General features: G+C 58.8%; 19 protein-coding genes, 1 tRNA gene and 1 riboswitch. Of the genes, 11 read left to right on the top strand and 9 right to left on the bottom strand.

The window, feature by feature from the left end; translation table 11 throughout:
• Positions 1-121: 121 nt before the first annotated feature.
• Complete coding sequence (locus tag ACMLHZ_RS04905) at positions 122-1627, top strand: IMP dehydrogenase (protein WP_418666676.1); 1506 nt, start codon at positions 122-124, stop codon at positions 1625-1627.
• 81 nt (positions 1628-1708) lie between these two features.
• Here the strand turns inward: ACMLHZ_RS04905 and ACMLHZ_RS04910 are convergent, their stop codons facing one another.
• The gene (locus ACMLHZ_RS04910) at positions 1709-4372 is read right to left on the bottom strand and encodes a response regulator (protein ID WP_418666677.1); all 2664 of its coding nucleotides are present in this window, start codon (positions 4370-4372) and stop codon (positions 1709-1711) included.
• Positions 4373-5155: 783 nt separating this feature from the next.
• On the opposite strand from ACMLHZ_RS04910, the gene ACMLHZ_RS04915 reads away from it, so the two are divergent.
• The gene (locus tag ACMLHZ_RS04915; RefSeq protein ID WP_418666678.1) at positions 5156-5584 is read left to right on the top strand and encodes a hypothetical protein; all 429 of its coding nucleotides are present in this window, start codon (positions 5156-5158) and stop codon (positions 5582-5584) included.
• Between the two features lie 147 nt (positions 5585-5731).
• Here ACMLHZ_RS04915 and ACMLHZ_RS04920 read toward each other — a convergent pair.
• Together ACMLHZ_RS04920 and ACMLHZ_RS04925 are read right to left on the bottom strand one after the other, a co-directional pair.
• Positions 5732-5816, bottom strand: a tRNA-Leu gene (locus ACMLHZ_RS04920).
• Between the two features lie 56 nt (positions 5817-5872).
• Positions 5873-7048 carry a DNA recombination protein RmuC gene (locus tag ACMLHZ_RS04925; protein ID WP_418666679.1) on the bottom strand — a complete coding sequence of 392 codons (1176 nt, stop codon included), beginning with the start codon at positions 7046-7048 and terminating at the stop codon, positions 5873-5875.
• 151 nt (positions 7049-7199) lie between these two features.
• Between ACMLHZ_RS04925 and ACMLHZ_RS04930 the strand changes: the two genes are divergently transcribed.
• From ACMLHZ_RS04930 to thiE, 8 genes are all read left to right on the top strand, one after another.
• Positions 7200-8015 carry a polysaccharide deacetylase family protein gene (locus ACMLHZ_RS04930; protein ID WP_418666680.1) on the top strand — a complete coding sequence of 272 codons (816 nt, stop codon included), beginning with the start codon at positions 7200-7202 and terminating at the stop codon, positions 8013-8015.
• A 170-nt stretch (positions 8016-8185) separates the two neighbouring features.
• The gene (locus ACMLHZ_RS04935) at positions 8186-9052 is read left to right on the top strand and encodes a DUF5685 family protein (protein ID WP_418666681.1); all 867 of its coding nucleotides are present in this window, start codon (positions 8186-8188) and stop codon (positions 9050-9052) included.
• A gap of 24 nt (positions 9053-9076) precedes the next feature.
• Positions 9077-9712 (top strand): DnaJ domain-containing protein, encoded by a 636-nt coding sequence (locus ACMLHZ_RS04940; protein WP_418666682.1) that lies wholly within the window; start codon positions 9077-9079, stop codon positions 9710-9712.
• 4 nt (positions 9713-9716) lie between these two features.
• Positions 9717-10259, top strand: a complete 543-nt coding sequence (locus tag ACMLHZ_RS04945) for a hypothetical protein (RefSeq protein ID WP_177565987.1) — start codon at positions 9717-9719, stop codon at positions 10257-10259.
• Between the two features lie 25 nt (positions 10260-10284).
• Positions 10285-11460 (top strand): AI-2E family transporter, encoded by a 1176-nt coding sequence (locus ACMLHZ_RS04950; RefSeq protein ID WP_418666683.1) that lies wholly within the window; start codon positions 10285-10287, stop codon positions 11458-11460.
• Positions 11461-11620: 160 nt separating this feature from the next.
• Positions 11621-11719: riboswitch (TPP riboswitch) on the top strand.
• A 180-nt stretch (positions 11720-11899) separates the two neighbouring features.
• Positions 11900-12550: a transcriptional regulator gene (locus ACMLHZ_RS04955; protein WP_418666684.1), complete on the top strand. Its 651-nt coding sequence runs from the start codon at positions 11900-11902 to the stop codon at positions 12548-12550.
• Positions 12551-12553: 3 nt separating this feature from the next.
• Complete coding sequence (gene thiD / locus ACMLHZ_RS04960) at positions 12554-13378, top strand: bifunctional hydroxymethylpyrimidine kinase/phosphomethylpyrimidine kinase (RefSeq protein WP_418666685.1); 825 nt, start codon at positions 12554-12556, stop codon at positions 13376-13378.
• Positions 13375-14010, top strand: a complete 636-nt coding sequence (gene thiE / locus ACMLHZ_RS04965) for a thiamine phosphate synthase (RefSeq protein WP_418666686.1) — start codon at positions 13375-13377, stop codon at positions 14008-14010. Before thiD ends, thiE begins: the two co-directional genes overlap by 4 nt.
• A gap of 178 nt (positions 14011-14188) precedes the next feature.
• Here thiE and ACMLHZ_RS04970 read toward each other — a convergent pair whose 3' ends face one another.
• Positions 14189-15445 (bottom strand): hypothetical protein, encoded by a 1257-nt coding sequence (locus ACMLHZ_RS04970; RefSeq protein ID WP_418666687.1) that lies wholly within the window; start codon positions 15443-15445, stop codon positions 14189-14191.
• A gap of 195 nt (positions 15446-15640) precedes the next feature.
• On the opposite strand from ACMLHZ_RS04970, the gene ACMLHZ_RS04975 reads away from it, so the two are divergent.
• A complete protein-coding gene (locus ACMLHZ_RS04975) occupies positions 15641-16948 on the top strand; it encodes an alpha-amylase family glycosyl hydrolase (RefSeq protein ID WP_418666688.1) in 1308 nt (435 codons plus the stop codon).
• 239 nt (positions 16949-17187) lie between these two features.
• Here the strand turns inward: ACMLHZ_RS04975 and ACMLHZ_RS04980 are convergent, their stop codons facing one another.
• The 5 genes from ACMLHZ_RS04980 to ACMLHZ_RS05000 all read right to left on the bottom strand — a co-directional run bounded on the left by ACMLHZ_RS04980 (position 17188) and on the right by ACMLHZ_RS05000 (position 23827).
• On the bottom strand, positions 17188-19635 hold the full coding sequence (locus ACMLHZ_RS04980; RefSeq protein ID WP_418666689.1) for an ATP-binding cassette domain-containing protein: 2448 nt from the start codon (positions 19633-19635) through the stop codon (positions 17188-17190).
• Positions 19636-19716: 81 nt separating this feature from the next.
• A complete protein-coding gene (gene tsaA / locus ACMLHZ_RS04985; RefSeq protein ID WP_418666690.1) occupies positions 19717-20439 on the bottom strand; it encodes a tRNA (N6-threonylcarbamoyladenosine(37)-N6)-methyltransferase TrmO in 723 nt (240 codons plus the stop codon).
• 1 nt (position 20440) lies between these two features.
• Entirely contained in the window at positions 20441-21022 is a 582-nt protein-coding gene (locus ACMLHZ_RS04990) for an HD domain-containing protein (RefSeq protein WP_418666691.1), read from the bottom strand.
• 270 nt (positions 21023-21292) lie between these two features.
• Positions 21293-22435, bottom strand: coding sequence for a 23S rRNA (uracil(1939)-C(5))-methyltransferase RlmD (gene rlmD / locus ACMLHZ_RS04995; protein ID WP_418666692.1), 1143 nt, complete (start codon positions 22433-22435; stop codon positions 21293-21295).
• A gap of 54 nt (positions 22436-22489) precedes the next feature.
• On the bottom strand, positions 22490-23827 hold the full coding sequence (locus ACMLHZ_RS05000) for a sodium-dependent transporter (RefSeq protein ID WP_418666693.1): 1338 nt from the start codon (positions 23825-23827) through the stop codon (positions 22490-22492).
• Positions 23828-23837 lie beyond the last annotated feature (10 nt).

The raw sequence follows: 23837 nt of genomic DNA on the forward strand, positions 1-23837 counted from the left end.
TTTTCCCCTGAAAGCGGGGGGAAAGTTTGGTACAGCCGCATTTTGTTTTTTGTGCGCGGATGTGGTACACTTTTAAAAACCTTACGATCTGTGAAAGTGAAACGAAAAGGAGAATGTATTTATGGCGTATTATTTCGAGCAGCCCAGCCGCACCTTTGGCGAATATCTGCTTGTTCCCGGTTACTCTTCTTCCGCGTGTGTGCCGGACGCGGTGAGCCTGAAAACCCCCCTGGTAAAGTATCGCAAAGGGCAGGAGGAATGCCCCATCACCATGAACATCCCCATGGTGAGCGCCATTATGCAGTCTGTTTCGGGGGCTGAGCTTGCCATTGCGCTGGCAAAGCAGGGCGGCGTTTCGTTTATCTACGGCTCGCAGAGCGTGGAGAGCGAGGCGGAAATGGTGCGCCGGGTCAAGAGCTACAAAAAAGGCTTTGTGACCAGCGATTCCAACCTAAAGCCCACCGCCACCCTGGCGGACGTGCTGGCGCTGAAAGAGAAGACCGGCCATTCCACCGTGGCTGTGACCGAGGACGGCACCGCCCACGGAAAGCTGCTGGGCATCGTGGCAAGCCGCGACTACCGCATCAGCCGCATGGAGCTGACCGAGCAGGTGGCCGGTTTTATGACCCCGCTGGAAAAGCTGGTCATTGCGCCGGACACCACCACCCTGAAAGAGGCAAACGACATTATCTGGGCCAACAAGATCAACTCGCTGCCCCTGGTGGACGCCGAGGGTAAGCTGAAATATATGGTTTTTCGCAAGGACTACGACAGCCACAAGGAAAACGTGAACGAGCTGCTGGACGCGGGCAAGAGCTATGTGGTGGGCGCGGGCATCAACACCCGCGATTATGCCGAGCGCGTGCCCGCTTTGGTGGCCGCCGGGGTGGACGTGGTGTGCATTGATTCCTCCGAGGGCTTTACCGAGTGGCAGAGCCGCACGATCGGCTGGATCCGCGAAAATTACGGCGACAAGGTGAAGGTGGGAGCGGGCAATGTGGTGGACCGCGAAGGGTTCCGCTTTTTGGCCGAGGCCGGGGCCGACTTTGTGAAGATCGGCATTGGCGGCGGCTCGATCTGCATCACCCGCGAAACCAAGGGCATTGGCCGCGGGCAGGCCACGGCGGTGATCGAGGTGGCGAAGGCCCGGGATGAATACTACCGCGAGACGGGCGTGTATGTGCCCATTTGTTCGGACGGCGGCATCGTGCACGACTACCACATGACCCTGGCCCTTGCCATGGGAGCGGACTTTGTGATGCTGGGCAGGTATTTTGCCCGCTTTGAGGAGAGCCCGACCAATAAGGTGCGGATCAACGGCACCACCATGAAGGAATACTGGGGCGAGGGCTCGAACCGGGCCCGCAACTGGCAGCGTTACGACCTGGGCGGTGCCAGCAAGCTGAGCTTTGAAGAGGGTGTCGACAGCTATGTGCCCTATGCCGGCACCCTGGCCGACGGTGTGAACAGCACCCTTTACAAGGTGCGCAGCACCATGTGCAACTGCGGGGCGCTTAGCATTCCCGAATTACAGGAAAAGGCGCGCCTGACCGTGGTGTCGTCCACCAGCATCGTGGAGGGCGGCAGCCACGACGTGGTGCTCAAAAACAACGGCAGCAACAACTGAAAAAACGCTGAAAAGCGGCCCCGCCTGCGCGGGGCCGCTTTTTGCACGATGGGCGAAAGGGGAAGAGGGATACGCGGGCCGCTATTCGCTGCAAACCGCAGCCTCCGCCGGAGGCTGCCCGGTGCGGGAACGGATGCAGGCCGTGAGCGTTTGGCAGAGCTGCCCGATGTCCAGCGGTTTGCTCACATGGGCGTTCATGCCGGCCGCCAGGGCGTCGGCAATGTCGTCGGTAAAGGCGTTTGCGGTGGTGGCGATGATGGGAATGGAGCGGGCGTCGGGGTGGGAAGAAGCGCGGATGCAGCGGGCGGCCTCGTGGCCGTCCATGACCGGCATCTGTACATCCAGCAGAATGGCGGCGTATTCGCCGGGGCGGGAGGCCAGAAAGGTATCCAGGGCCTGCTGCCCGTCATCCACGCAGTCCACATGGGCCCCGTGCATTTTTAAAAGGGTGGCGGCGATCTCCTGGTTGAGCACGTTGTCCTCGGCGATGAGCAGCCGCAGGCCGTGCAGGGAGGTGATGCCCGGCTTGCCGGCTTCGGCGGGCGCCTGGCTGCGCTCCAGCGCGCTTTTGATGGCGGCATAGACCGAGGTGCGGTAAAGGGGCTTGGACAAAAAGCCGTTGACGCCGGCCTCCCGCGCTTCTTTTTCCACCTCGGAAATATCGTAGGCGGAGATCATCACGATGGGAAGGTCCTCGCCCACCTCGCGGCGGATGCGGCGGGTGACTTCCACGCCGTCCATATCTGGCATCTTCCAGTCGATCAGGCACAGATCAAAGCCCCGGCCGTCCCGCCGGGCCTCTTTTGCCAAGGTGACCGCCTCGGCACCGGACAGGCGCCACTGGGCGCGGATCTTGATCTTTTCCAGCAGGATGGAGGTCTGTTCGCACACCTGCTGCTCGTCGTCGACCACCAGGGCGCGCAGGCCCAGCTGGGCAAAATCCGGTTCCGGAACGCTGCTGCTCGCGGAGCGCTTGAAAGGAAGGTCCACGATACAGGTGGTCCCCGCGCCGGGTTCGCTCTCGATCTGGATCTGGCCGCCCATGAGCACCACCAGATTTTTGGTGATGGACATCCCGAGCCCGGTGCCGCCATAGCGCTTGGCGATGGAGGCGTCGGCCTGCTCGAAGGGCCGGAAGACGCGCTCGATGGCCTCCTGGGTCATGCCGATGCCGGTGTCGGAGAGAGCGAAGCGAAGCACATCCACGCTGCTTCGGCTTGCAAGCCGCGAGACCTTTAGCCGGATCTGCCCGCCGGCGGGGGTGAATTTGAGCGCGTTGGAGCTCAGGTTCAAAAGGATCTGGTTCAGGCGCAGGGAGTCGCCGATAAAGACGGTATTTTGGCCAAAGACGTCCATCTCCTCTTTGAAGTCGATGTTCTTGGCCCTTGCCTGGGTATAAACAGAGGCCACAAAACCGTTGACCAGTTCGAAAATATCAAAGGGTTCGTCTTGCAGGACCATTTTACTGCTTTCGATCTTGGACATATCCAGCACGTCATTGATGAGCATGAGCAGATGTTTGGAGGAAAAGGTGATCTTGGACAGACAGTCCTCCACCACGGCAGGCTCGTCGACCGAAGCGCCCGCGATGGTGGTCATGCCGATGATGGCGTTGAGCGGGGTGCGGATCTCGTGGCTCATGCGGGATAAAAACTCGCTTTTGGCCGTGTTTGCGCGCTCGGCGCTCAGCATGGCGTCCTGAAGCGCCTGGCGGGAAGTGACCTCCTCGGTGCGGTCGGAAAACACCGTGATCAATTGGGGGACATCCAGATTCATTACCCGATAGACCCGGATCAGAAGCCAGCGCGTATCCCCGCCCGGCCTGCGGTACTCGACCATTTTTTCGACCGAGGAAGAGGAACGCGGATCGGAAATGGCGGCGCGGAAGGCGTCCACATCCTCCGGCTTCATGCGTTCGTGCAGGGCATCCAGATCCGAGAGGGGGGCGCCCAGCACGCGCTCCATATTGAGGGCGCAGTAGTTGATGGCGTTGGTGCGGGCGTCGCGGATCATGAAGGTGTCGTCGATGCTCAAGGAAAGGCTGTCGAACAGCTTGCTGCGGAAAATAAGCTCTTTGCGCTGGCGGTGAAGCACGTATTGTGAGACCAGCAGAACGCCGACCATCAGCAGCATCAGAATGACCGAGGCCACCAGGGTGGCCTTTCGGAGCGTCTCTGCGGTTTGGCCATAGCCCACCTTTTTGTCCTGAGCGACAGAAGTGATCTGATCGGCCCGGCTGACCGCCAGATCATAAAGGGGCTGCAGGTCTTGTTTGGCGTATTCCTCGATCTCCTGGTCGGTGACGCCCGGCTGGCCAGCAAAGTTGAGGTAATCGCCCTGCGCGGTCTGCAAAAGCGCGATGACCTCGCGCAGGGCCTGCACGTCGTCCGGGCTGCCCAGGTATAGCTCGCTTACCTCGGCCAGGGACTGATCCAGCGAAGCGTAAAGTTTTTCCAGCTCGATGCGGGCCAGCCGGAGATCCTCGGCGCTGCGGTGGCGCTGCAGCCGTTCGGTGCGCAGGCTCATCTCCGAAATATGGCTTTTTACATCGCCGGTGGAGATCACCACCTCGAAGGGATGGCTGGAGATGATCTCGGTCTGGGCCGCCAGGCGGGCGGAACTGACGAGGGTCATAATGAGATAGGCCAGCATAAGCAGGATCAGAAGGGTTGTGCCCGCGGTGCTGATCCGCTGGCCCCGCCGAACGGGGTCGATCATATTTTGGGTGCTTTTGGGGGGCTTCATGGCTACGCCTCTCTTTTTGTGATGGCACATGAATGGCTGCAATTTCACAAAGGGCCGCTCATATGCATATTTATTTTAGTATATCAAATAAAGTAAAAAACGGCAATAGACTGAATCACAAATAGGCGAAGAAAAGAATAAGCGCCGCTTTGCCGGCATTCAAGTCGCCGCTGGTTGGTACGCAGGACCAGGGAGGGACGAAACCAATTATCGGCTTTCGGCATAAACTTATATTGGATACTGTTTTTGAGGTATCCGGGTGCGCATATCGTTTTGTGATTCCATACAGAAAGGAAGGGAAATATGAATACATATCATAGCGACAATGGCTGCAAGAATGAAAGACCCCACAAATATTGCTGCTGCCGGGGCCCGCAGGGGGAGCCTGGGCCGCAGGGCGAACCGGGCCCGCAGGGAGAGCCTGGGCCGCAGGGGGAACCCGGCCCGCAGGGGGAACCCGGCCCACAAGGGGAACCGGGCCCGCAGGGGGAGCCTGGGCCGCAGGGGGAACCGGGGCCGCAAGGGGAGCCGGGCCCGCAGGGAGAGCCCGGCCCGCAGGGCGAACCCGGGCCGCAAGGGGAGCCTGGGCCGCAGGGAGAACCGGGGCCGCAGGGAGAGCCCGGGCCGGCAGGTACCTTCGACCCGGGCGAGGTTCTGTTTTATATAAATGGCAACGGCGGCCCGATCCCGATCCGGTTCGGGGAGGATCTGAACTTTCTGTCCCCCAACCTGAATATTTTTTTGCACGGTGACCCCGCAACTGTTGAGATCGATGGCAAGGCAATGGATACTGCATTCGGCGGGCTCTATTCCAACATGAGCCAAGCGTTTGAATTTTCTTTTACTGATCAAAACGAACAGGTGCGGTTCAACGGTTATATGCCCGCTTTCAATATTGGGGCAAATCAAAATGAGCTGCAAATTTATATCCCGGGCGAATATGAGATCAATTATATGATCCGTATCGCCGCAGCGGAACTGCCGGACCAGGCGATTTCCGCGGGAGTACGGCAAGACGGAAATTTTATAGATTCTACGCTGCAATACAGCATACTTTCCACCACCGAAAACACGATCCTGCAGGGAAGCGTGATCGAATTCCTGGGCGGTCAAGTGGATTTGGCGTTTTTGGCTGCGGGAGCTGCGGCATTTGACTTGGCCCCGCTCACAAATGCTGTGCTTACGGTCAAACGGATCTCGCCTCTCCCGTAAATCTCCGCTTTTGCCCCTGCCGGCAAACCTGTATTTGTATTGTGCAATGCGGCCGGAAGATCTGACCGCGCCGGACTTTTGGACATAAAACAAGGCCCTGAATATTGAAGGTTCAAAAACTGTTCAATACCCAGGGCCTTATTGAATTGGTGCGAGGGAGGGGACTTGAACCCCCATGGTATATACCACACGCACCTCAAACGTGCGCGTCTGCCGGTTCCGCCACCCTCGCGTATCTGGCGGCCCTTACGGCCACAAGTGGTATTTTAGCAGAAACGGCGCCCCAAGTCAAGAGGGGGAGGGCGGTTCGACCGGCAGAATTTGCGCCGGGGCATCGGCGCTGGGCAGCTCGGTGACCTGGCGCAGCCGGCGCTGGATCTGCCTTGTGCGCACGCCCACCAGATTCTCCAGCTCGCTGCTGGCCTGGTTCAGCCGCGCCTGGGCCTGCGCAAGGGCCTGGCCGAAGGTGTCGAACTCGGATTTTACGCTGCCCAGCACCTTCCAAACCTCGCCCGAACGCTTTTGGATGGCCAGTGTTTTAAAGCCCATCTGCAAACTGTTGAGCAGGGCGGCCATGGTGGTGGGCCCGGCCACCACGATCTTGAATTCCCGCTGCAGGCGCTCGGCAACGCCCCGGCGCACCACCTCGGCGTACAGCCCCTCCACGGGCAGGAACATCACCCCGAAATCGGTGGTGTAAGGGGGCGCCAGGTACTTGTCGTGAATGTCCTTACCGAAGCCGCGGACCCGCTTTTCCAGCTCTTTGGCGGCCAGCTCAACGCCGGCCTTGTCACTTTGGTCGTAGGCGTCCAGCAGGGCGGAATAGGCGTCGACCGGGAACTTGGCGTCGATGGGCAGCAACACCTCGCCCGCCTCGTCACCGGGCAGCCGCAGCGCGTATTCCACCCGGTCGGCGCTGCCCGGCACGGTGGCCACGTTTTCGGCGTACTGCTCGGGGGCGAGGATCTGCTCCAAAATGGCCCCGAGCTGCACCTCGCCCAGGATGCCGCGGGTCTTCACGTTGCTGAGCACCTTTTTCAGGTCCCCCACGCCTGCGGCCAGGGTGCGCATCTCGCCCAGGCCCTTGTACACCATTTCCAGCTGCTGGCTCACCAGGCCAAAGCTTTTTTGCAGCTTGTCCTCCAAGGTCTTTTGCAGCTTTTCGTCCACTGTTTGGCGCACCTCGGCCAGCCGCCGGTCGGTGCCCGCCTGCATGGCGGAAAGGCGCACTTCCATAGTGGTGCGGATGCTCTCCAGCTTTTGCTCGGTCTGCACCGTGTTGGCCCCGAGGCCTGCCGCCACGCTGCCGCCCAGCTCCTGGCGGGTCTGGCGGATCTCGGCCAGCAGGTCCTGGCGCACCTTTTCCAGATCTTCGCCCGAAAGCTGATTTTTGGGGCGCCTTAAGAGGGCCAGCAGGCCAAAAAGGCATGCAAGAGCAGCAAGAATAAGGGTTGCAAGTTCCATCGCTTTCTCCTTGATCATAAAAGGGGATAAGTCCCCCCGGGCCGGCATAGGAATATAGGGAAAAGCCCCGCGGGGCCAAGGCTGCCGGTTACCATTAAGTATACGTGGTTTGCCGCGCCAAATCAACACAAGAAAACAGGGGATGGAACAGATGAAATTTTCGCTCAAGGGCAAAAAAGCGTTTTGGGCCGCAGGGTGGCTTGTTTGCTGCGCCGCCGCGGCCGGGGCCATGGTGTGGGCGGTGCGCCCGGCCACCGTTGGATGCGCCCAGAAGGACCTGACCCGCGTGCCGGTGGCCGGGGTCGTAGCGACGGCGAATTCCGGCAGCGAGGTACAGCAGGAAAAACGCGTTTTTCTTACCTTTGATGACGGCCCCAGCAAGACCACTGAAAAGATATTGGACGTGCTGAAAGAAAAGGGAGTGCCGGCCACTTTTTTTGTGATTGCGGCCCCGAACAATGAAGAAAATATGCCCACCATTCAGCGGGCGGTGGAAGAGGGGCACCAGATTGCACTGCACAGCTGCAGCCACGAATACAAAAAGATCTACAGCAGCCCCGCCGCCTATTGGGCCGATATCAAGCAGCTGCGGGAGAAGATCAGCCCTTATGTGGATGTGGAGAGCATTCACTGGCTGCGCTTTCCGGGGGGCAGCACAAACACCGTGAGCCACAGATACGGCGGCAGCGGGATCATGAAATCGCTCAAGGCCGAAGCGGAGGAAAAAGGGTATCATTATGTAGACTGGAACGTGTGTGCAGAGGATGCGGTGGGTGGGCACCCCAGTGCCGACACCATCTATAACAATGTGATCCGCGAGGCGAAGGGGCATGACATCTGTGTTGTTTTGATGCATGACACGAAAGCCACCAAGACGACGGCCGAGGCGCTGCCGCAGATCATCGACTGGTTTACCGAACAGGGGTACCGCTTTTGCAAAATCGACGAGCTGGACAAACAAATCTGAAAGCGATGCCGAGCAAAGGAACGAAACCTTGCGGCTTTGTAAACTTTTTGGGAAATTTGGCAGGAGCGTGGGGCGCTCCAATTGTAAAACCTTATAAAATGGTGTATCATAGTAAGGTCAATGGCTTGTGCCATTGGCCTTATTTTGATGAGGGGAAGGGGTTTTGCGGCTTGTTCGGTTACGTTACCCCCGCAAAGCCCGAGATGAAGGTCAGGGAGTTTGAGAGCTATAGGGCGGTGTATTGCGGCCTGTGCAAGCAGTTGAAACGGGATTACGGCTTTGCAAGCCGCATGCTGCTGAACTATGACCTGGTCACGGTGGCGCTTTTGGCCGACGGCCTTTCCGGAGAGGAGGGGCGCCCCTGCGCGGAGAGGTGTATCGCAAGCCCGCTGCGCAGGCGCTGTATGCTGCAGGAAACCCGGGGGCTGCGGTTGGCGGCGGCGGCGCTGGTGCTGCTGAGCTGGTATAAGCTGGCTGACGACGTGGCCGATGAAACCCTGGGAAAGCGCCTTGCCGCGCGCGCTGCGCGCCTGGCACTGCGTGGGGCACGCAAAAAGGCGGCTGCGGCGTTTCCTGATCTGGACGAATGCCTTGCCGCAGAAACTGCCCGCCAGCAGAAACTGGAAGCGAGGCAAAGCCAAAACCCGGACGAGGCGGCGGACCCCACAGGCCGCATGACGGGAGCAATCTTTGCGCTGTGTGCCGAAAACGAGGCCCAGGTGCACATTTTGCAGCGGCTGGGATTGTTTTTGGGCAAGATCCTTTACTGGCTGGATGCGGCCGAGGATTATGGGAAGGATGCGGAAAAGGGCCGTTACAACGTGTTCCGGCTGGCGGGCCTTGAGCAGGCGCAGGCGGCAGAGCGCACAAAAGTGCTGTGCCGCATGGCGGCGGGCGAGGCTGCCCGCTGTTACAACCTGCTGGATCTCCGGCTGAACCGGCCGATTTTGGACAACATCATTTTTTTGGGGCTTCCCGCCAGCATTGTGCGGGCCGGGCAGCCGCCCCAGCATACCAAACACGCGGCGATCGCCTGAGGGCGGGCGCGGAAAGGAACAGAAATGGACGCATACAAAGTACTGGGCATTGCCCGCGGCGCCGGGGAAGACGAGGTGAAAGCCGCCTACCGTGCCCTGGCACAGAAATACAACCCGGAAAATTACGAGGCGGGCCCGCTGCGGCAGGATGCTGAACAAAAGATGGACGAACTGAACCAGGCGTTCGACGCTGTGATGAGCGAGCTGCGGGGCGGCGCGCCGGCCAGCGGAGAGCCGGTGCAGCAGGCGCAGCCCGGGCAGAGCGGACCCCAGGGGGCGCAGGGCAGCCTGCCCGAAATACGCGCCCTGATCCAGCAGGGAAAGGTGGACGAAGCCCTGGCACAGCTGCAGGCCATTCCGAACGGCCCGGCGAACGCAGAGTGGAATTTTTTGATGGGAAGCGCTTACTATTATAAGGGCTGGCTCACCGAGGCCCTGCGCTATTTCCAGGAGGCGTGCCGGCTGGCGCCCTCCAACCGGGAGTATGCGGCTGCGCTGCACAATTTGCAGAGCAGCGCGGGCGGCCAGATGCCCGGCAACCCTTATGGGGCTTACGGAAACGGCGCGCAGGCCAATGCGGTGGGCTGCAGCTGCTGCGATATGTGCACGGCCATGATGTGCATGGACATGTGCTGCGGCTGCGGCGGGAACGGGTGCTGAGAAAATGCGGAAACGGCAGAGCGGGCGGATCGCTTTGTGCGGGGTCATGTGCGGTTTGTCGATCGTGATGATGCTCAGCGGCAGCATCATTCCCTTCGCCACTTTTTGCGCGCCTGCCATTGGGGGCATTTTGCTGATGCCGGTGGCGGTGGAGTGCGGTATGAAATTGGCCTGGGTCTGTTACGGTGCGGTGGCGGCGCTGAGCCTGCTGTTTGTGCCGGACAAGGAAATGGCGGCGATTTTTGTATTCCTGCTGGGATATTACCCGCTGCTGAAGGCATACATCGAACGGGCAAAGCACCGGCCGGTGCGCTTTGTGGTCAAGGCCGCAGTGTTCAACGGCGCGGTGTTCGCCATGTATGGGGCACTGCTGTACCTCTTTCCGCTGCAATATATCGTGCAGGAGTTCGCATCCACCGCAAAGCCCATGCTGGCGCTGCTGATTCTGCTGGGGAATTTGTGCTTTTGGATCTACGACGCAGCCCTGGCAAATATCCTGCAGCTGTATGTGATAAAACTCAAGCCCAAGCTCGCACATATTCTGTGAATGACCAAAAAGGAGCTTTGCGCCCATGAATCAAAACAACAAATGGCGGCCAAACCAAAATTTTTTCTCCAACCTGGCGGTGGTGCTGCTTGGCATTTTGTTCTATCTGGGGCTGTCGCATCTGGATCTGGTGCGGGGGACCCTGGGCGGCTTTGCCAGGATCGTGTCACCGTTCATCGGCGGCTTTGTGATGGCCTATCTTTTGGATGGGCCGGTCCGCTTTTTTGAAAAAAAGCTGCGCATACGCCGCAGCCTTGCGATCGTGCTGACGTATGTGCTGGCCATTGTGCTGGTGGCGGTGCTGCTGAGCTTTGTGATCCCCCAGCTGGTTCAAAGCGTGATGGCGCTGGTGGACAATGCGGGCGGTTATCTGAATGGGCTGAACGCGTTTGTGCAGGACCTCTCGAAGCAGTTTAAGCTGGACGAAGAGCTGTTGGACACCATGATGCTGTCGTACAAGGATCTGGTGCAGCAGGCGGCCAACCTGCTGAAGAGCGTGCTGCCGCAGCTGCTGAATTACAGCGTGGCGGTGGGCAGCGGCGTGATCTCGGCGCTCACGGCACTGATTGCCTCGATCTATATGCTGGTGGGCAAGGATAAACTGCTGGCACAGCTGCGCAAGGTGGTGTATGCGTTTTTGCCCCTGCCCCGCGCACAGCGCGTACTGGGCGTGTGCAGCCACGCAAACCACATTTTTACCGGCTTTATCAACGGAAAGATCATCGACAGCGCGATCATCGGGGTGATCTGTTTTGTTTGTACCAGCCTGTTTGGAATCCAGTTTGCCCTCCTGATCAGCGTGGTGGTGGGGGTGACCAACATCATCCCGTTTTTTGGCCCGTTCATCGGCGCTGTTCCCTGCATTATGATCCTGCTCATGGTGAACCCCATCCAGGCGCTGGAATTCGGCATTTTTGTGATTGTGCTGCAGCAGTTCGACGGCAACATCCTGGGGCCCAAAATTCTGGGCGATTCCACCGGCCTTTCCGCGATCTGGGTGCTGGTGGCAATCATCGTGGGCGGCGGCCTGTTCGGGTTTGTGGGCATGGTGGTGGGCGTGCCTACGTTTGCGGTGCTGTATTCGCTGACCAGCGATTTTCTGGCGGCCCGGCTGAAGGCAAAAAATATCAATGCCGCCGGTGAGCAGCTGCCGGCAGAAGGCCCGCCGCAGGAGGCCACGCAGAAAAAAAGCAAGGGATAAAACCATCTAAGATACAGTGAAGGGGCTGCGCCTGGGCAAAAACGCCGAAACCGGCCCCGCATTGGCCAAAATTGATGCAGGGAGGTGGTAAACACAATGCATTGATGCGTTTGCAGGATGCTTTATAGAGGGAATTTTATGTTCTAATTTGATATAAATGATACGTTTGCGAGGGAACTGAACAAGTTGAAAAAGGTTAAGACCTGACCTCTGGACCTGTCGGCTAATACCGGCGTAGGGAAGCAATTTCTTACGCCGGTTTTGCGTTTGAAAGAGCTTCCAATTTTTGGAGGCTCTATTTTTTATTGCTTCGCAATAAAAAACTTATTTCAATCGGCCGCGTTTCTCGCCCCGGCGGGGCAACCGAAACGCAAGGCCAAAAAAACAGCTTCCACTGCGTTGCAGCTGTTTTTACAATTAAAACACGGAGGTAGAAAAAATGACGTTTATGGAGAAGGTCCTGAAAAAGAACACGCCTGTTTGGAACGAGTGCGCTGCGACCCCCTTTGTGCGGGAACTGCGCGCCGGAACGCTGCCCATGGAAAAATTCAAGCTGTATATCATACAAGACAGCATTTATCTAAAGCACTATGCCCGTGTTTATGGAAAGGCGATCTATCATTCCACCGCTTTAAGGGAGATCCAGCTCTATTATTCGGCCCTTGGCTTCGTGACCGACAGGGAGTCGGCTGTGAGGCTGAAATATCTGACCCGATTTGGAATGACAGACGAGGACATTGAGCTGATTTCGCCGCTGGCGGAAAATCAAAACTACATTGATTTTATGCTGGGGATCGCGGCGCGGGGGAATGCCTGCGAAATACTGATGGCTGTTTTGCCGTGTATGTTGAGCTACAGCTATATTTTCAGAAAAATCGCCGCCGAACCGGGAACGCCCGATTCAAACTACATTGATTTTATTGAGGACTATGCGGAAGATGGGTATGCCGAAAGCTGTGAACAATGGTGTGGGTTCGCGGATAAAAAATGTTCCGTTTTGACCCGAAAGGAGCAGGACCGTGTAAACCGCATTTTTGAAAAGGCCAGTTACCTGGAACTTGATTTTTGGAAAATGGCGTATGGAGGATAAGCTGTGAAAAAAGTATTGAGTATTGCAGGGTCTGACTGCAGCGGCGGTGCAGGAATTCAGGCTGATCTAAAGACGTTTTCTGCCCATGGTGTTTTTGGCATGAGCGTGATCGTTGCCGTGGTTGCAGAGAATACCAGCCGTGTGATTGACATGCAGGACATTACGCCGGATATGATAAAAAAGCAGATCGATGCTGTGTTTGAGGATATTGAGGTGGATGCCGTTAAGGTGGGAATGCTGGCCACACCCCGATGCATGGGAGCCGTTGCGGAAAAGCTGCGTTACTATCGGCCGGGGAATGTTGTGATCGACCCTGTTATGTACGCAAAGAATGGCTGCCCGCTTATGGAGCCTGCAGCGGTTGGCGCGCTGATCAAAACTGTTATCCCGCTTGCGGACGTGCTGACACCGAATATTCCAGAGGCAGAGAAACTATCCGGCATGCGGATTTTGCGTGCTGCCGACATGGAAGCAGCCGCACGAAAAATTTGTGCGATGGGGTGCAAGGCCGTGATCATCAAGGGCGGGCACGCTGCCGGAGATGCGTTGGATATTTTGTTCGACGGGGAAAAATTTACTCGTTTTCAAACGGCGCGGATCCAAACAAAAAATACGCACGGGACAGGCTGCACCTTTTCCTCCGCTGTTGCGGCCCAGCTTGCAAACGGGAAAAGCCTGCAGGAAGCGGCCCGGGACGCAAAAAAGTATGTTACAACCGGGATTGAACACGCCCTTGCAATTGGGAAAGGATGCGGCCCCACGCATCATTTTTATGATGTTTATAAAAATGGGCTGCGGGGCATGGAGGAACAGGAGGCTGTAAAATGACGACTGATTATACGCTTTATCTTGTAACTGACCGTTCGCTTATGAGCACTGAAACGCTGGGGGAGGCAGTGGAACAGGCGATTCTGGGGGGCTGTACAATGATCCAATTGAGAGAAAAGGATATTTCGTCATTGGATTTTTATCAGCTGGCCACGGGGATCAAAAAAATCACGGACCGGTTTCATATCCCCCTGATGATCAATGACCGGATTGATATTGCATTGGCTGTGGATGCGGCGGGCGTACATATTGGGCAAAGCGACCTTCCCGCGGCGACCGCCAGAAAAATAATGAGGGAAGGGATGCTTTTAGGGGTGTCGGCAGCATCGGTTCGGGAGGCGGTGCAGGCGCAAAATGACGGAGCGGACTATTTGGGCATTGGAGCAATGTTTCCGACGGATACAAAAACGGATGCGGGACTTGTGACAAAAGAGGAATTGCAGAAAATCCGGCGGGCCGTTTCTTTACCGATCGTTGCGATTGGTGGAATCAAAAAAGAAAACGCTGAGGAGCTTTGTGCCGTTCCTGTAGACGGACTGGCCGTCGTGTCGGCAATCATTGCCCAACCGGATATCAAGCAAGCGGCGGCCGAGCTAAGAGGGATCTTCCGGAAAAGTGTTGTGAACAGATGAATTTTCAAACGGCAATTTCCGGTTTGGGCAGCGCCCTGCCAACTTGAATTTAAGATACATCCCTGCCGGCAAACGCCAGTGAAGAAAAGAGCTCCTGCCGAAGGATTGCCCTTCGACAGGAGTTCCCTTTTTTGCGGCGCGCTTTTCCGGGCAGCGCGCGCTGTTTTTACCGGGCTGTTTATTGTTCAGGGGAGCATTCGCGGCCCAGGGTGGTGTTGTCGGTCTTGCGGTCGCGCAGGGCGGGCACCGGGTTCGGCTTTTCCTCAAAGCGGTAATCCTGACCGTTTTTGGCCTGGTAGTCTGCAATGACCCGGTGGCTGGGGGTGTTCTGGGCGCCGCCCTTGTTCACTGTTTTTTGGTATTTGAAGAACAGCGCGCTCTGCGGCATCTCGTACACCGGGGTATATTGTTCGCAATCGGCGGTGAGCTCCACGGTCTTTTTCAGCACCTTGCGCACGTATTCTTTTTGGGGGCTGAATTTGAGCAATTCCGGGAAAGCGCCCTCCGGGATCACCTGCTGCCAATCCTTGCGTTCGTACTTTTTCAGCAGTTCGGCCGCCTTGTGCAGGTGGCTCACCTCGGCCTCGAAATTTTGCTCCCAGACGCCTTTTACATAGGGGTCGGTTTCATCCTCGTAGCAGGAGTAGTAAAGGTAGCACTCGTTGTATTCGTGCATCAGCAGGTTTTCCAGCCAGGTGCAGGTGGGGTCGAGCAGGCTGCCGTACTGGGTCACGTGCTGCTCCTCCACCATACCGATCTCCTGATACAGCTTGCGCCCCAGGTCGTTGGGGTAGAAAGCGCCCAGGTTCATATAGTAGTTCATGGTCTGCTGTTCAGCTGCGGTGATGATGCTGGTATCCAGCTTTGTCAGGGGATGGGCGGTCTTGAAATCGCAGGGGCGGCGCACACTGTCCATGGGGTGACGGTGGTGGGCGATGGTGGGCCGCCCGGGCATGATCTCGGTGTAGCTGCCCACAAGCCGCTCGGCCCGCACGCCCTGCTCCATCTCCAGAAGATCCGCATAGCGGTACAGGTGGTCAAAGTCCTCCAGCAGGGCAAAGTTCAGCGCCTGCACCACGTAAGGGTCCGGGTCGCGCTGTGCAAGGATCGCGGTCAGATCCACGGCAAGCTGCTCGTAGGTGATGGTGGTTTCCAGCTGGGTTTCGTCGGTAGGCTTCAGGCAGGCCAGCTGTTTTTGCTGCTGCTGCTCCACCCTGCGGCAGACGGCCAGCTCCCGCCGCAGGTCGTTGTTGTCGCAATGGCGGTGGAACTGGTGGCTGAACCATACCGCCTCGTATTCGGTGCCGGTCATCAGAATGATGCGCACCTTGGTATAAGCGTCCGTTTCGTCTTTTTGGTATGCCTTGGGGTAAAGGGCCTTCCAGCTCATAAAAGCGCTGCCCGGGCGCCCGGCCTTTTGTTCGAACGGGTTCATTGCGTTTCCTCGCTTTCCTGTTTTCTGCCCGCTTTTCCGCGGGCGGTCTGTCTTAGTATTTGGCTGGGCGGGCGGCTCTATTCAATTTGATTGACGGAATGCGTTCAAATGCGGTAGAATAACAAAAGCGCTGTGGGAATATGCGGCAGCAGCGCCCCATCACACCGGCCTCTGGGCCAAAAAGGAGAAACAAATATGTGGTTCAACGAGGCCTGTATTTATCAGATCTATCCGCTGGGGCTGTGTGGCGCGCCGGCAGAAAACGACGGCATCCGGGAGCACCGCATCCTGCGGGTGCTGGACTGGGCAGAGCATATCCGCGGACTCAACATGACGGCGGTGCTGTTCAACCCGGTGTTCGAAAGTGACCGCCATGGATACGATACCCGCGATTTCTTTGCGCTGGACTGCCGCCTGGGAACCAACGAGGATTTTGCACAGGTGTGCAATGCGCTGCATGCGGCGGGGCTAAAGGTGATGCTGGACGGGGTTTTCAACCATGTGGGCCGGGGTTTTTGGGCGTTCCGGGATGTGCAGCAGAAAAAATGGGACAGCCCTTATACGGACTGGTTCCATTTGGATTTTAACGGTGATACCCAGTATCACGACGGCTTTTGGTACGAGGGTTGGGAGGGCCACAACGAGCTGGTAAAGCTGAACCTGCAAAACCCGGCCGTGGTGGAGCATCTGCTGGAGGCGGTGCACCGGTGGACACAGGAATTTGGGGTGGACGGGCTGCGCCTGGACGTGGCGTACAGCCTGCCGCCGGAATTTTTGGCCCGGCTGCGCCGTTTTGCCGAACAGCTGAAACCGGAATTTGCCCTGTTGGGAGAAACGCTGCACGGCGACTACAACCGCTGGATGAACGATGACGCCTGCCATTCGGTGACGAACTATGAGTGCTATAAGGGCTTGTGGTCCAGTTTTAACAGCGGAAATATGTTTGAGATCGGCCACAGCCTTGCCAGACAGTTCGGCCCCGAGCCCTGGACGCTTTACAGGGGCAAGCATCTGCTGAGCTTTTTGGACAATCATGATGTGGAGCGCATCGCCAGCATGTTGACAAACCCGGCTCATTTGCGCCCGGCCTATGGCCTGTTGTTCGGAATGCCCGGGGTGCCGGCGGTTTATTACGGCAGCGAGTGGGGGGCTCAGGGCAAAAAAAGCGAAGGGGACGCCGCCCTGCGCCCGGCGCTGGAAATACCTCAAAAAAATGAACTTACCGATTGGGTGGCCGCTCTGGCGGCAGCGCGACAGAAAAGTGAAGCGCTGTGCTATGGCAATTACCGCAACCTGCTGCTGACAAACGCACAGATCATTTTTGAGAGGGCCGTGGAAAAGGAGCGGGTGCTGGTGGCGGTGAACGCTGCAGGGGAACCCTTTACGGCGCATTTTGACGCGGGCGCGGGCTGCGCGATTGACCTTGTGACCGGCCTGCCCCACGATTTTGGGGGCGGCAGCCTGTTGGAACCCTATTCTGTCTGCTATTGGCAAGTGAGTTGACTTTACAGCGGCTTGCTCAAACTTGGCAAAAGTTTGCTTCTTTTATTGTATAAGCTGGAAGCACTTGTAAAATATGGACGGAAGTGTTATGATAAAAATACAGGAAGGTTTTCATAATTTCCCTTTCTGCTCATTCTCCTTAAACAAGCAAAAAGCCCGATGTATGCCAGTGCATCGGGCTTTTTGCTGTTTTTTATGGATATTTACAAAAATTTTGTTCTGGCCGCGCACCAACGCGCTTAGGGCGTTTGGCAAAGCAGATAGCGTGCGGTGGCGTTGTTGGGCTGATGCGAAAGCTGTAAAGGCGTTCCACTGAACATTAACTCGCCGCCGTTGCTTCCGCCGCCAGGGCCCAGGTCCACCACCCAATCGCAATGGCGGATGAGCTGCTGGTTATGCTCCACCGCGATCACGGTATGGCCTGCGTCCACCATGCGGTCCAGCAAGGTCAAAAAATGCTCAACGTCCTGCGGGTGCAGGCCGGCGGTGGGTTCGTCCAGCAGATAGAGGGTGCGCCCGCGCCCGCCGGTGATCAGTTCCGAGGCCAGCTTGAGCCGCTGTGCCTCGCCGCCCGAAAGGGTGGTGAGGGGCTGCCCCAATTCCAGGTAACCAAGCCCCACATCGCACAAAAGCTGCAGAGTTCGGCGCAGCTTGGGGGACGCACGGAAAACCGGAAGTGCGTCCGCCAGCGGCAGGGCCAGCACCTCCAGGATAGAAAGGCCCTGGCAGCGCACGGCCAGAACATCCGGGCGGAAACGACTGCCGCCGCAGGCGGGGCAGGGGACCTGCACCTCCGGAAAAAACAGCAGGTTGCTTGCGACTGTGCCCAGCCCCTGGCAGGTTTCGCACCGGCACCCGGGAAGGTTGAAGGAAAAGTGTTTGGCCTGAAGCCCGGCTGCCTTCGCGCCGGGACTGGCCGCAAACAGCGCGCGGAGCTGGTCATAGGCGCCGGAATAGGTGGCCACGTTGGAGCGTTTGTTCCTGCTGATCGAGGCCTGTTCCAGGCAGATCACCTGGCTGAATTGCTCCAAACCCTCCACGATTTTGCCGCCCTTGGCCAGCACTTCAAAGATCAGGGTGGATTTGCCTGAACCGGAGGCACCGGTTACAGCTGCCAGACAGCCGCAGGGAAAGCGCACCGAAAGGTGATCGAGATTAAAGAGCACGGCGTTTCGTACACCAACAAAATGCCCGTTTCCGGGGCGTGGCTCTGTTTTGAAATCGTTTTGTGCTGCCAGCCAGCGGCCGGTAAGCGAGGCTGGCTGCCGCATGAGCTGGGCCGGCGTGCCGCAGGCCACGACCTGCCCGCCCTGTTTGCCTGCGCCCGGCCCCAGATCGATCAGATGATCGGCCGCGCGGATGATGTCCGGATCGTGCTCAATGACCAGAACGGTGTTGCCGTTGTCGCGCAGGGCGCGCAGAATATCCACCATGCCGGCGGTGTCCTGCGGGTGCAGGCCCGCGGTGGGCTCATCCAGGATATACAGCAGGCCGGTGAGATCCGAATCCAGGGTGGCCGCCAGTTTCAGGCGCTGGGCCTCGCCCCCGGAGAGGGTCATGGTCTGGCGGTCCGGGGTTAAATAGCCCAGGCCAACCCGGGCAAGGCGCCGGAGCTTGGTTTCAAGATCCAATAGAAAGGGCTCGACCTGCCCGCGTGCCGGCCCGGCCAATTGCCGGTCCAGCGAACCGAGCCAGCCGAGCAGCTGGTCCAGGGAAAGAAGATTTGCCTGTGCAAGGCGCACTCCAGCCACGGTTACCTGGCGGCTGGTCTCGTTCAGCCGGTCGCCGCCGCAGGCGGGGCAGGGGACAGAGGTGAAGCAGCGTTCCAGCTTGCCGCCATCGCCGGCCCGGGCCTCCATCCGCTTCCACAGAAGGGGCTCCACGCCCTCGAAGCGGCCAAGCTCGACGGTGCGGGGAGGCGCTTGGCCGGGGAATGCGGCCTGCACGGCCGCGGAGCCGACCCCCTGGTACAAAATAGTCTTTTGCAGGGCGGAAAAACACTCCACCGGGGCGCCCGGGGCAAGGGGCAGGCCATAGTGTTCCAGCGCACGGTAAAATGCGCCGGTCTGGTATTCGCCATAGCGCCGCTCCCACCAGGTCACAGCGCCTTCTTCCAGCGAAAGATGTTCGTTTACCGCGGCGCTGCGATCCACTGCTATAACCCGGCCCAGGCCGGCGCAGGCGGGGCAGGCCCCCTCTTTGGTATTAAAAGAAAAATGGGAGCGGGTGAGCTTTGGCATCCGGTGGCCGCAGCGGCAGCAATCCATCCACACCAAAAATTTACCGCCCTGCTTTTCTGTGGTTTCCACACAGTCGGCTGCACAGATCGTTTGCCCGCAGGCTGGGCAGCGGCGCACCCCCAGCTTTTCGAACAGCATGCGAAGGCCGGTGTAAATGTTGGTGGCGGTGCCCACAGTGGAGCGGGGGTTTTTGTTGGCGCCGCTCTGGCTGATGAGGATCGCGGGCCCGGCGCCCCGGACCCGCTCCACCTTGGGTTTGGGGATTCCCTGAAAGCTCATGGCCTCCAGGTATTGGCGCTGGCATTCCATGTAAAGAACGTCCCGCAAAAGGGTGGATTTGCCCGAACCTGAAAGCCCGGTGAACACCACCAGCTTTTCCCGGGGAATTTCCACTGAAATCCGTTTCAGATTGCCTTCACAGGCCCCCTGGATAAAAATGTTGCGCATGGCCGCCTCCCTTGCCAAAAATACAAAACGACTGATGGCGGGCGCCGTCAGTCGTTTTACTATACAACAGTTTTCCTCGTTTTACAATAGGGTTTGCAGGGAGGGAGCATTTGATGCGGCAGGGGCTACACCGCACACGGTAAGAAGCCCTTGCTGCACCGTGAATTTGACCTCGAGACCGGCAAAGAAAAAGCCGTAGACCCGGTCTGGATCGGCCTGATAGGAGGGGCGTGGATCCTGCGCGAGCACCGCGGTGAGGGGCGCGCGCAGGGGCTGCGGCACCCGCGCAAGCCAGCGCTCCGGGAACTCCACCTCGAGGGCGTAGGCCCGGGCCGGCTGGGCAAAGCCGCCTGCGGCGCCGGGGCGGCTGTCGGTATAAGGGAGATAGGGTTTGAGATCGAAGATCGGAGTGCCATCCATCAGGTCGGCGCCTGCCACGGTCAGCACAGGGCCCAGCGCGGCATCCTGTGTAATGCCTTCCAGCTTTACACAGGACAGGCCCAGGGCGTTGGGCCGGAAAGGCGAACGGGTGGCGAACACCCCCATGCGGGTATTGCCGCCCAGGCGCGGCGGGCGCACGGTGGGGCGCCAGCTGCCGCGCACTGCTTCGGAGAATTGCCAGATAAGCCAGAGATGCGAAAAGCCCTCCAGGCCGCGGAGCGCGGCGGGAACGCGATACTCCGGCTCGAACACGATCGTGGACAGCAGCTGTTCCACGAGGCCGCTCTGGCGGGGGATTCCGAACTTTGTGGGGAAATCGCTGTGGATGCGGGCGATCGTTTTGAGCGTATATCCCTCGTCCATCTCAAGGCTCCTTTTTGCCGGCAGGCGCCGCAAGGCGCGCCGAGGTTTCGGCGTCCAGCAGGCGGCGCAGCTCACACAGCAGCGCGTCGTTTTCAAAATAGGAGCTGCCGTAGCTCAGGTTAAACGCATAATCAAAATCCGGCGGCATGCTGCCCTGATTGTGCTGCAAAATGGTTTCGGCTTTGTCCAGCGCTTTTACAAAGCGCGCCTCGGGGGTCGTGCACGCCTCGTATTCTTCCCACAGGGACAGAAAGAGCGTTTTTTGCGCAGGGGGCAGCAGCTGGGTAAGCCGCAGCACCGCAGCTTGTTCCAGGCACCGCTTATGCAGGGGGTCAGGCAGGAGTGCGGCGGAAATATCGCCGTCGTAGGCTTCGCCCAGATCGTGGATAAGACACAGCAAAAGCACCCGTTCGGCGTTCAGCCCGGGGCGGCCAGGCAGCAAAACCGCGGCCAGCATTGCCAGCCGCCAGGAATGCTCGGCCGTGCTCTCGTGCCGGCCGCTGCTGGTCCAGGCGGTGCGGGTGGTATTTTTCAGGCGCTCCAGTTCCCGAACAAACTCAAGCTGCTGCACAAGGTCGCTCATATTGTTTCCCCTATCTTTGAGATGAATTTTTGCTTCCGGGCTTTTTAGAGAAGAGTGTGAATATTTACTGTGGGTCTTCTGTTAAGTCTCCGCCGCGGCAAAAGTCTGCAAGCTCAAAATCTGAACGATGCTGTTTCTTTTTATCGGTATCTTCGTACTGCAAGCTAAAGTCAAAGAGAATGGTATCGCAATTTTTACACCGGAATTCGCACTTTGCAGTTCTTTGCATTTGTGTTCCGCATTTTTTACAATAATGAGGGTTCATGAAATTCACATCCTTGTTATTTGTACGATGCTTTCCACATGTTCGGTGTGCGGGAACAGATCCACCGGCTGGATGTGTTCGACATGCCAGCCGCGCTGGATCAGGAATTCCAGATCGCGGCGCTGGGTGGCGGGCTCACAGGAAACATAGACCGCGCGGCGGGGGGCCAGGGCGTCCAGCGCGGTGAGAAATTCCGGCGTGCTGCCCGCCCGGGGCGGGTCCAGGATCACCACGTCCGGCCGCTGGCCGGACGCCGCTAAATCCAGCATGGCTTTGCCCGCATCGGCGCATATAAAGCGGGCGTTGCGGATCCCGTTGAGGCGGGCGTTCTGTACGGCGCACTGCACCGCGCTGCGGTTCACTTCCACGCCAAGCACATGGCGGGCCCTGCCCGCGCAGGAAAGGCCGATGGTGCCCACGCCGCAGTAAGCGTCCAGCAGGGTTTCGGCCCCGGTCAGGGCGGCGGCCGCGATCACCTGGTTGTAAAGCAGCTCTGTTTGAACGGGGTTTACCTGATAAAAGCTGGATGCCGACACCTGAAAGCGCACGCCGCACAGGCTGTCTTGGATGCAGCCCCTGCCGTACAGTACTTTTTCGGCGCTGCCCAGTACGGCGCTGGAATGGCGAGGGTTGATGTTCTGCACTACGGTGGATACCTGGGGGCAGAGCTGCCGAAGCTTTGCCACAAACGCCCGCGAACCGGGCAGCTCGGGAGCAGCGGTCACAAGGCAGACCAGAACCTCGCCGGCCGCCCGGCTGTGACGCACCAGCACATGGCGCAGAAGGCCGGTGCGGGCGTCCTCGTTGAAAGGCTCATAGCGGCAGGCCGCAGCGGCGGTCCGCACTGCCGCGATGGCCTCGTCCAGGGCGGGATGGTGGAGCAGACAGGCTTCGACCGGCACCACCTTGTGGGTACCCTGGGCATAAATGCCGCTGCGCAGTGATCGGCCGGGGCCGGCGGCGAAGGTGGAAACGGCTTTGTTCCGGTAGTGCCAGGGATCGGCCATCCCCAAGATGGGGCGCACGGGGCCAAAGCCGCCCAGCAGCTTTTGTATGCGGACCTGCTTTTTTTGCAGCTGCCCGGGATAGGGCAGAGCCAGCAGGGGGCAGCCCCCGCAGCCCTTTTTGAAAAGTGGGCAGGGATACATTTTATGTGGAACCTCCCGCCAAACGGCAAATCAGATGAAAAGAGAAGGCAGGGCTCAGCCGATGCCGCCGTACACAAAACCAAGGATCAGGATGAGCGCAGTCAGGGGTACATAGAGATATTTGGCGGCACGGCCGAAGGCGCGGCTTAAGGGGCGGGCGCGGCCTGTTTCAAGCTCTTGCCGGATACGGGGCCAGCCCAGCACATAATAGACCGCGACCGCGCCCAGCACCGCGCCGATGGGAACGACCACGATGGTGATAAAATCCAGCCAGGCGCCCACCACGGGCTCGGCTTCCAGAAAGACGCCCACCGTAAAAGTAACGCCGCCGCACAGGGCCACCGCCGCGCCCCGGGGCAGGCAAAAGCGGGTTTGCCAGCTCTCGATCACGGCCTCGAACATGTTGATGAGCGAAGTAATGCCGGCAAACGCCACGGAAAGGAAGAAAAAGACTGCAAAAAAGCGGCCGAAAGGCATCTTCTGGAATACGGTGGGCAAGGTAATGAACATCAGGGAGGGGCCGCGGGTCACATCCACGCCGAAAGCGAAGACCGCGGGCATAATGGCAAGGCCGGCCAAAAGGGCGGCCATTGTGTCGAACAGGGCCGTGCGCAGCGAGGCCGCGGGGATATCGGCGCTTTTATCCAGATAGGCGCCGTATACGATCATGCCGGAGCCGGTGATGGAAAGCGAGAAAAAGGCCTGGCCCATCGCCATGACCCAGGTGTCGAGCCGGAGCAGAGCCTGCCACCGGGGCACGAACAGAAAACGATAGCCCTCGGCGGCGCCGGGCAAAAAAGCGACCCACACCGCCAAAAAGAGAAACAGTGCAAAGAACAGAGGCATCAGGACCTTGCTGGCCTTTTCGATGCCTTTTGTTACGCCCAAGGCGAGAACCAGGCACACCACCGCCACAATGGCGGCGTGCCAGGGCAGGCTGCCAAAAGCCCCGGTGGCCCCCGAAAAGTAAACCGACGGGTCGGAGGCCAGCAGGCGGCCGGTGACCGAACCCGCCAGGCTGCGCAGCACCCAGCCCAGAATAATCGCGTACCCGATCGCAATGCCCAGTGAGCCGAGCAGAGGGATCCAGCCCAAAGCGGTGCCCAGCCGGCGCCTGCCGCGGCGTTCAAAGCAATAGCCATACGCGCCCAGGGTGCCGGTGCGCGCCAGCCGCCCGATACCGAATTCTGCGGAAAGGCCGACCCAGCCGAACAACAGGGTAAACAGAAGATAAGGGATCAAAAATGCGGCGCCGCCGTATTGCCCCACCCGGTAAGGGAACATCCAGATGTTCCCAAGGCCCACAGCACTGCCCACACAGGCGATAATAAACCCCACAGAAGAGGTGAAGCCCCCGTTGCGATGCGAGGGCAAAGAGCTGTTTTCTTTCACGTGTGATCCA

Source organism: Allofournierella sp., from assembly GCF_048388525.1.
Taxonomy (GTDB): Bacteria; Bacillota; Clostridia; order Oscillospirales; family Ruminococcaceae; genus BQOK01.

Coding starts and splice junctions, on each gene's coding strand:
- ACMLHZ_RS04905 (WP_418666676.1), top strand. CDS start 122: ATGGCGTATTATTTCGAGCAGCCCAGCCGCACCTTTGGCGAATATCTG.
- ACMLHZ_RS04910 (WP_418666677.1), bottom strand. CDS start 4,372: ATGAAGCCCCCCAAAAGCACCCAAAATATGATCGACCCCGTTCGGCGG.
- ACMLHZ_RS04915 (WP_418666678.1), top strand. CDS start 5,156: ATGGATACTGCATTCGGCGGGCTCTATTCCAACATGAGCCAAGCGTTT.
- ACMLHZ_RS04925 (WP_418666679.1), bottom strand. CDS start 7,048: ATGGAACTTGCAACCCTTATTCTTGCTGCTCTTGCATGCCTTTTTGGC.
- ACMLHZ_RS04930 (WP_418666680.1), top strand. CDS start 7,200: ATGAAATTTTCGCTCAAGGGCAAAAAAGCGTTTTGGGCCGCAGGGTGG.
- ACMLHZ_RS04940 (WP_418666682.1), top strand. CDS start 9,077: ATGGACGCATACAAAGTACTGGGCATTGCCCGCGGCGCCGGGGAAGAC.
- ACMLHZ_RS04945 (WP_177565987.1), top strand. CDS start 9,717: ATGCGGAAACGGCAGAGCGGGCGGATCGCTTTGTGCGGGGTCATGTGC.
- ACMLHZ_RS04950 (WP_418666683.1), top strand. CDS start 10,285: ATGAATCAAAACAACAAATGGCGGCCAAACCAAAATTTTTTCTCCAAC.
- ACMLHZ_RS04955 (WP_418666684.1), top strand. CDS start 11,900: ATGACGTTTATGGAGAAGGTCCTGAAAAAGAACACGCCTGTTTGGAAC.
- thiE (WP_418666686.1), top strand. CDS start 13,375: ATGACGACTGATTATACGCTTTATCTTGTAACTGACCGTTCGCTTATG.
- ACMLHZ_RS04970 (WP_418666687.1), bottom strand. CDS start 15,445: ATGAACCCGTTCGAACAAAAGGCCGGGCGCCCGGGCAGCGCTTTTATG.
- ACMLHZ_RS04975 (WP_418666688.1), top strand. CDS start 15,641: ATGTGGTTCAACGAGGCCTGTATTTATCAGATCTATCCGCTGGGGCTG.
- ACMLHZ_RS04980 (WP_418666689.1), bottom strand. CDS start 19,635: ATGCGCAACATTTTTATCCAGGGGGCCTGTGAAGGCAATCTGAAACGG.
- tsaA (WP_418666690.1), bottom strand. CDS start 20,439: ATGGACGAGGGATATACGCTCAAAACGATCGCCCGCATCCACAGCGAT.
- ACMLHZ_RS04990 (WP_418666691.1), bottom strand. CDS start 21,022: ATGAGCGACCTTGTGCAGCAGCTTGAGTTTGTTCGGGAACTGGAGCGC.
- rlmD (WP_418666692.1), bottom strand. CDS start 22,435: ATGTATCCCTGCCCACTTTTCAAAAAGGGCTGCGGGGGCTGCCCCCTG.